At 63.8% G+C, this 1,504-nt stretch carries 3 protein-coding genes; 2 read left to right on the forward strand and 1 reads right to left on the reverse strand.

Annotated elements, in window-relative coordinates; all coding sequences use genetic code 11:
- Positions 1-496: low molecular weight protein-tyrosine-phosphatase (locus EN749_RS35585; RefSeq protein ID WP_145991173.1), on the reverse strand; the 496-nt coding region annotated here is incomplete at its 3' end.
- Positions 497-546: 50 nt separating this feature from the next.
- On the opposite strand from EN749_RS35585, the gene EN749_RS35590 reads away from it, so the two are divergent.
- Positions 547-843 (forward strand): 4a-hydroxytetrahydrobiopterin dehydratase, encoded by a 297-nt coding sequence (locus tag EN749_RS35590; protein ID WP_127396626.1) that lies wholly within the window; start codon positions 547-549, stop codon positions 841-843.
- A gap of 123 nt (positions 844-966) precedes the next feature.
- Entirely contained in the window at positions 967-1,329 is a 363-nt protein-coding gene (locus EN749_RS35595) for a YkvA family protein (protein ID WP_128289726.1), read from the forward strand.
- The last annotated feature ends 175 nt before the right edge of the window (positions 1,330-1,504 follow it).

The following is a 1,504-nucleotide window of genomic DNA, read 5'->3' on the forward strand; positions in this document are numbered from 1 at the left end:
CGCTGTCAGGCACGGACGCCCGCGCCTCCAGCCTTGTCACCAGCGCCTCCGACGCCTCGCGGATCATGCGATAGGCGGAAGCGAAGGCTTCTGCCTCGTCATGATAAGGATCCGGCACGTCGCGTGCCTTTCCCTGCGCGAACTCCAGGAACAGATGGATGCGGTCCTGCACGGCCGCCGGCGCCAGCGCCTTCAGGTCGGCGACATTCGACCGGTCCATGCCGAGGATCAGGTCGAAACGGTGGAGGTCCTGCGGCGTGACCTTGCGCGCCCTTTGCCCGGAAATGTCGACGCCGTGCCGCACCGCGATCGCGATCGCGCGTCGATCGGGGGCAGAGCCGGCCTCCCAGTCACTGGTTCCCGCTGAATCGAGCAGGATATCCCGGGCCGATCCGCGCTCGGCCCAAACGGCGCGGAAGACACCTTCCGCCAGCGGCGACCGGCAGATATTGCCGAGGCAGACGAAGAGAATGGAGTTTATGGGCTTCGCGCTCATCGATCCGTCGCTATGGTGAGGGTCGTTTTCGAATAGCACAGGATATGGACATGGCGAGAGAGAAACTGGGCAGGCAAGCCGCTGAAGCCGCATTGACCGGTCTTGACGGCTGGGCGCTGGCGGAAGACGGCGCTTCCATCAGGCGCACATTCACCTTCGCGAATTTCTCCGAGGCTTTCGCCTTCATGACCCGCGTCGCGCTTGCCGCCGAGACGATGGACCATCATCCCGACTGGTCGAATGTCTACAAGACCGTCGATGTGACGCTGAACACTCACGACGCCGGCGGCGTCACCGCGCTCGATATCGATCTCGCCAAGAAAATGAACCGTTTTGCCGGCGCCTGAGGCCTGGTATCGCCTCGGCAGGCTCAAATCGGCGCCGGCATCTTGTAGCGGGGGTCGGGTTTCACCACATTTTCCCCCGCGGGCATGCGCCGGTTGCGCATGGGCGCTCGCAAGGAGACACTGATGGCGCAACGATCCGGTTTTGATTTCTTCGGCTTTGGCGGCAAGCTGGCAAACGAGAGCGAAGTGCGCGAGAAATTCTGGCGCACAGCCAAGAAGGCCGCGCGGCAGATCCCCTACATGGAAGAGGTCGTGGCCGCCTACTACTGCGCCATGGACAAGAACACCCCGCTGCGCGCCAAAGGCATTCTGCTCGCGGCGCTCGGTTATTTCGTGCTGCCGGTGGATGTCATCCCCGACTTCGTCTTCGGGCTTGGCTTCACCGACGACATCGCCGTGCTCACCGCCGCGATCACCGCCGTCAGCGCGCACATCACCACTGCGCACCGGCAAGCCGCCAGGGACGCCATGGCCGACAAGGGCTGAACTCACGCACGGAGCGCCGTTGAAGCCGGCTTTCTGCGGCAGCGTAAAAAGTCAAACTCTTGCCGCTTTCGTGGCCTCCAAGTCGCCAAAGGGATGTCGCGCCAGCCGCTCGCAAGGCGGCGGCGCGGGAATGGCGGCGGTTTCCTCGGGGTGAGGGTCCTTTTCTCTTCGGAAA

Origin of the sequence: Mesorhizobium sp. M7A.F.Ca.ET.027.02.1.1 (assembly GCF_004022985.1) — a bacterium.
In the GTDB taxonomy this organism is placed as follows: domain Bacteria; phylum Pseudomonadota; class Alphaproteobacteria; order Rhizobiales; family Rhizobiaceae; genus Mesorhizobium.